General features: G+C 72.2%; 6 protein-coding genes and 1 riboswitch. Of the genes, 5 read left to right on the plus strand and 1 reads right to left on the minus strand.

All coding sequences use genetic code 11. The annotated features are described in order from the left end of the window. From AC08OU_RS21775 to metX, 3 genes are all read left to right on the plus strand, one after another. Positions 1-600, plus strand: a 600-nt coding sequence (locus tag AC08OU_RS21775) for a DUF4192 family protein (RefSeq protein WP_476605660.1), incomplete at its 5' end; no start/stop codon positions are given. A 44-nt stretch (positions 601-644) separates the two neighbouring features. Continuing rightward, positions 645-785, plus strand: a riboswitch (SAM riboswitch). Positions 786-881: 96 nt separating this feature from the next. Continuing rightward, positions 882-2,201, plus strand: a complete 1,320-nt coding sequence (locus AC08OU_RS21780; protein ID WP_476605661.1) for a bifunctional o-acetylhomoserine/o-acetylserine sulfhydrylase — start codon at positions 882-884, stop codon at positions 2,199-2,201. After that, positions 2,198-3,385, plus strand: a complete 1,188-nt coding sequence (gene metX, locus AC08OU_RS21785; RefSeq protein ID WP_476605662.1) for a homoserine O-acetyltransferase MetX — start codon at positions 2,198-2,200, stop codon at positions 3,383-3,385. The genes AC08OU_RS21780 and metX overlap by 4 nt, the downstream gene beginning before the upstream one ends. A 124-nt stretch (positions 3,386-3,509) precedes the next feature. Here metX and AC08OU_RS21790 read toward each other — a convergent pair whose 3' ends face one another. Continuing rightward, positions 3,510-3,992, minus strand: coding sequence for an NUDIX domain-containing protein (locus AC08OU_RS21790; protein ID WP_476605663.1), 483 nt, complete (start codon positions 3,990-3,992; stop codon positions 3,510-3,512). 160 nt (positions 3,993-4,152) lie between these two features. Between AC08OU_RS21790 and AC08OU_RS21795 the strand changes: the two genes are divergently transcribed. Both AC08OU_RS21795 and AC08OU_RS21800 read left to right on the plus strand, forming a co-directional pair. Continuing rightward, on the plus strand, positions 4,153-4,563 hold the full coding sequence (locus AC08OU_RS21795; RefSeq protein ID WP_476605664.1) for a universal stress protein: 411 nt from the start codon (positions 4,153-4,155) through the stop codon (positions 4,561-4,563). Between the two features lie 463 nt (positions 4,564-5,026). Beyond that, on the plus strand, positions 5,027-5,828 hold an 802-nt coding region (locus AC08OU_RS21800), incomplete at its 3' end, for a sigma-70 factor domain-containing protein (protein WP_476605665.1).

The following is a 5,828-nucleotide window of genomic DNA, read 5'->3' on the forward strand; positions in this document are numbered from 1 at the left end:
GGCGGTGGCGACCGTGCGAGCCGGCCGGGCGGCCGCGGGCCCTGGCAGTCCGCCGTGCCCGGCGTCCTGCGGCCACCCGAACGGCGGCGCTGGTGGGACGTCTGGGCGGCGGCGTTCGAGGCCGGGCGGCTGTCCCCGAACCTGGCGCCGGGCCTCGCCCGGGCGCTGCGGGACCCGCTGTTGCGCGACGCCGTCATGCTGTCCGCCATGGGTGCGCCGGTCCCGGCGACCCAGATCCTCATCTCCGTATCGCATCTGGCGGAGGCGTCGTCCGGCGTCGGCGCGGACCTGGAACGCCTCCTGGCCGTGCGCCCGGGGCCCGTGGAGGAGGAGCGGTTGGCCCGCGCCCGGCCGGCCCTCGCCACCGTGGCGAGGACGGCGCCGCGCGGTTTCCGGGCGGACGCGCTGGCGATCCTCGCCTGGCTGGCCTGGTACGAGGGCGGCGGCGCCCGGGCCCGCCTGCTGGCCGACCGCGCCACCCGGGATTGCCCCGCCAACACTCTCGCGCGGCTGATCGCGGACGTCCTCATCGCGGAGACGCCGCCGCTGTGGGTCCGCCCGCTGACGCCCACCGGCGCTCGCCGTCCTCCCGGATCGTGAGACGGACTGTCCCACGTGTATTTCGCCGTCATACGATCAGCTCAGGTCATGAGAGCCAGCGCCAAGCCCCGGCTTGCTGGTCGGCAACCCTCCTTCCGCGGTGGGGTGCCCCGGGTGATGACCTGGCTGACCGCCCTCCGGTTCCTCGGAACCGCCATGTCACCGGGCGGCAGCAAGCGCGGTCGACTGCCGTCGACGCGTGAAGTCCGTCCGTCGGCGGGCCGTCCGGGCTCGCCGGGGCGCGGCGTCGCGCCGTGCCCCTCCAGACCCTGGAGGTACCTGTGAGCACCGGCTGGTCCTTCGAGACCCGGCAGATCCACGCCGGTCAGACACCCGACGGCGTCACCGGCGCCCGGGCCCTTCCCATCTACCAGACGACGTCGTACGTGTTCCGCGACACCGACCACGCCGCGTCGCTGTTCGGGCTGCAGGAGTTCGGCAACATCTACACCCGGCTGATGAACCCCACCACCGACGCGGTCGAGCAGCGGATCGCGAGCCTCGAAGGCGGGACGGCCGCGCTCCTGGTGGCGAGTGGCCAGGCTGCCGAGACGATCGCCATCCTCAACGTCGCGGAGGCCGGTGACCACATCGTCTCCAGCCCGAGCCTGTACGGCGGCACGTACAACCTGTTCCACCACAGCCTCCCCCGCCTCGGGCTCGAGGTCAGCTTCGTCGAGAACCCCGACGACCCGGAGTCGTGGCGGGCCGCGGTGAAGCCCAATACCAAGGCGTTCTTCGGGGAGTCCATCTCCAACCCCAAGCAGGACATCCTGGACATCCAGCGCGTCTCGGCGGTCGCGCACGAGGTCGGCGTGCCCCTGATCGTCGACAACACGGTGCCCACGCCGTACCTGCTGCGGCCCCTCGAATGGGGTGCCGACGTCGTCGTCCACTCGGCCACCAAGTACCTCGGCGGCCACGGTGCGGCGATCGCCGGTGTGATCGTCGACGGCGGCGGGTTCGACTACGCCGCCGAGCCCGACCGGTTCCCCGGCTTCAACCAGCCCGACGCCAGCTACCACGGTCTCGTCTACGCGCGGGATCTCGGCGTGGGCAGCGAGCTCGGGGCGAACCTGGCGTACATCCTCAAGGCGCGCGTGCACCTGCTGCGTGACTTCGGGCCCGCCGTGAGCCCGTTCAACGCGTTCCTGGTGTCCCAGGGCCTGGAGACGCTGAGCCTGCGGATCGAGCGGCACGTGGCGAACGCCACACGGGTGGCCGAATGGCTGGAGGCGAGGGACGAGGTGCAGAGCGTCAGCTACGCCGGCCTGCGGAGCAGCCCGTGGCACGACGCCGCGCTGAAGTACACGCCCAAGGGGGCCGGTGGCGTGCTCGCCTTCGAGATCGAGGGTGGTGCCGAGGCCGGGCGCCGGTTCGTGAACGCCCTGGAGCTGCACAGCCACGTCGCGAACATCGGCGACGTCAGGTCCCTCGTGATCCACCCGGCGTCCACGACGCACAGCCAGCTCACCGAGTCGGAGCAGGCGGCCGCCGGAGTGACCCCGGGACTCGTCCGGCTTTCCGTAGGGTTGGAGAACATCGACGACATCCTGGCCGACTTGGAGGCCGGGTTCCGCGCGGCGAAGGCTGATTCATGACGACATCTGAGGCGGTAGCGGTGTCTCCGCTGCCACCGGCCACCGGGGCGTGGCGTGAAGGCGATCATCCGGGGGACCGGAGGTTCGTCGACGTGGGGGACGTGACGCTCGAGCGAGGCGGTGTCGTCCCCGACGTCCGGATCGCGTACGAGACCTGGGGGCGTCTCACCCCGGCGCGGGACAACGCCGTGCTCGTGCTGCACGCCCTGACCGGCGACAGCCACGTCGTGGGGGGGCCGGGGCCCAGCCATCCCACCCCGGGGTGGTGGGAGGGGTTGATCGGTCCCGGCCGGCCCCTGGACACGGATCGCTGGTTCGTCGTCGCGCCCAACGTCCTCGGCGGCTGCCAGGGGACGACGGGGCCGTCGACCGATGCCGGCGACGGGCGGCCCTACGGCAGCCGGTTCCCCTTCCTCTCCACGCGCGACCAGGTCACCGCCGAGGTGGCGTTCGCCGACGCTCTGGGCCTGGATCGCTGGGCGCTGGTGCTGGGCGGCTCGATGGGGGGGATGCGCGCCCTGGAGTGGGCGATCATGGAACCGGACCGTGTCGAGCGACTGCTGGTGCTGGCCTCGACTCCCGCGGCCACCGGTGACCAGATCGCCTGGTGCGCCCCGCAGCTCGCGGCGATCCGTTCCGATCTGGGCTTCCGCGGCGGCGACTACTACGACGCCAAGGACGGCGAGGGGCCTCACCTCGGACTCGGGATCGCCCGCCGGATCGCGCACACGACGTACCGGTCGCAGCAGGAGATCAACCTCCGGTTCGGGCGCAAGTTCCAGGCCGGGGAGGACCCTCTCGGGGGCGGCGGGCGCTACGCCGTCGAGTCGTACCTCGACCATCACGCGGGCAAGCTCGCGTACCGGTTCGACGCGAACTCCTACCTCGTCCTCACCGAGGCCATGAACTCCCACGACGTGGGGCGCGGCCGCGGTGGTGCCGCCGCGGCGCTCGGGCGGATCCGGGCCCGCACCGCGGTCGCGGGGATCGACTCCGACCGGCTGTACCCGGTGGACCTCAGCGCGGAGCTCGCGGCCGGCATCCCCGACTGCGCGCCGCTTCGCGTCCTGTCGTCGCCGTACGGGCACGACGGCTTCCTGCTGGAGAGCGAGCAGGTGGGCGAGATCGTCACCGAGCTCCTGGGCGAACCGGTCCTGATCGAGTCCGCTGGGACAGTCTCTTAGCCTCTATCCGCGGAACCTCTAAGGAGGTTCCGCGGATAGGGGGTGTGGAACCTCTCAGGCCGGGGTTCACCAGGCGTGTCGACCCGCCCAGACGGTCGACACGCCTGGTGGGACTCCCTCGCCGTCAGGCGCTGCGGGAGTTCTCCAGTGCCCGCGCGATCCCGGCCGCCAGCCGCTGCCAGGCGCCGTAGAGGCCGCGGTGCAGGGGTAGGGACGGGACGTCGGCGACGGGCACCCACCGCAGCTCGTCGCTCTCGGCGGTCATCGGGCGTGGACGCAGGTCGGTCACCGCCAGGCCGAGCACGTACGTGTAGTGCCAGTCGACGTGGTCCAGGCCCAGCTCGACCCCCATCAGCTGAACCCTCTCCGGCTCGATCCCGGCCTCCTCGGCGGCCTCGCGCAGGGCCGCCTGCGCGACATCCTCATGGCTGTCCCGAGCACCGCCGACGAGACCCCAGCTGCCCCCCTCGTGCGTCCACCCGGCCCGCAGTTGCAGGAGAACGCGTGGGATCTCGCCGTCCCGCAGCAGGACCAGCCCCGCGGCGCCGTACCGGCCCCAGTGACGGTGACCGCAGCGGCAGTGCACCCAGCCGTTGCCGTCACCCATCGCCATGCCCTCACGGTAGGGTCCCGCGCCGCGTCCCCGCCCCCGGGTGTCCCGATGTGCCGGATCCGGCACGGCGCGAGCCCGCTCCAGGTCGGGCCGGCGGAGGTGGGCTGGGGTAGCGTCGAGGCACCGGTGGTGGTGCTTGGCTCGGGAGGTGTCGGTGGCAGTCGTCGTCGGGTTCGCGCCGACGCCCGAGGGGCGGGCAGCCCTGCGGCGTGCCGTCGAGGAATCGCTGCGGCGGAAGACCCGGTTGGTGATCGTCAGGTCCGGCCGCGGCCGGACCCAGGAAGCGCACGGGGCCGAGGCGCACGAGGCCGAGCTCGGCCGGGCGCGGCTGGACGTGGAGTCCGGCGGTGTCGCGTGCGAGGTCCACGACGCCACGGAAGACGTCGAACCGGCCGGCGACCTCCTCGCCGTCGCCGAGAAGAACGCCGCCGACGTGATCGTCATCGGGTTGCGGCGCCGGACGCCGGTGGGGAAGCTGATCCTCGGCACGAACGCCCAGCGGATCCTGCTCGACGCGCCGTGTCCCGTCCTCGCGGTCAAGGCCGAACCGCCGGTGTCCGTCTGAGCCTCCGTGGCCGGGTTCGAACGGGCACCGGCCGCCCCACCTGCGGCTGGGGAGCCGTCACCCGGGCCCGCTCTGCCCCAAGGACGCCCCAAGTGGGCACCTTCCGTCACACACGCCCGTCAGTCGTGCAACAATTAGCAGTTGGCTGGCGGGAAACTCATCTCCAGAGACGACCCGGGCATCATCAGGCCCACGGGTGCGTTGTTTGATGCGTCCCCCACGAACCCCGATCCGAAGGATTCCGAGAGCGTCCATGGCTCACGACGAAAGGTTGTCCGTGTCGTCGGTTCCGACCTCCCGGCCTCTTCCGCCCGAGTTCAACCACCCGGCGCTGCAAGATCTGCTCCGGCTGGGCACTACCCGCGGCAGTGTTGAAGCCGCAGCCGTCCGTTCCGCGTGCGAGCAGGCGGCTGTGCCGATGGCCCGGATGCGCAAGGTCCTGCGAGCACTTGACGAGGCTGGTGTGACCATCGAGGTCCCGCAGGACGCAGCCGCCAAGCGTGCAGTGGCAGCGGCCGCGCCCCGCGTGAGCTCGACGGCGAAGACGGCGACAGCGACCAAAGCCGCGCCCAAGGCGCAGAAGAAGCCCGCTCCGGCCGGCGGTGCCGGTGACGCCGATACGGCGGGCACCGACGCCGACCTGGCCAAGTCCGCGATGAAGGCCAAACCGGCCAAGACCGCGCAGCCGGCGGGCAAGGCTCCGGCCGCCACCGTGAAGGCCGGCAAGCCCGCCGCCAAGAATGCCAAGCCCGGTGCCGAGGGGGGCGAGGAGGCCCTCGCGGGTGATGCCGGCGAGCTTGCCGACGTCGAACCCGAGGACATCGGGCCGGAGGATCTCGCCGACATCGACGTGGCCGGGGTCGCGGAGCCCGAAGAGCTGGTCGAGGAAGAGGCGGAGGCGCCGGCCGAGGAGGTGGTCGCCGAGACCGAGGAGACCGCCCCGGAAACGGCGGTGGTCAAGCCGCCCACGGAAGAAGAGGACGCCTTCGTCCTTTCGGACGACGACGACGACGCGCCGGCGCAGCAGGTCGCGACCGCGGGCGCCACCGCCGACCCGGTCAAGGACTACCTGAAGCAGATCGGCAAGGTGGCGCTGCTCAACGCCGAGCAGGAGGTCGAGCTCGCCAAGCGCATCGAGGCCGGCCTGTTCGCGGAGGAGCAGCTCAACTCCGGCGAGAAGCTCGACCCCAAGCTGCGCCGCGAGCTCTACTGGATCGCCGAGGACGGTCGCCGGGCCAAGAACCACCTGCTCGAGGCCAACCTGC

Source organism: Frankia sp. CcMO1, from assembly GCF_977945845.1.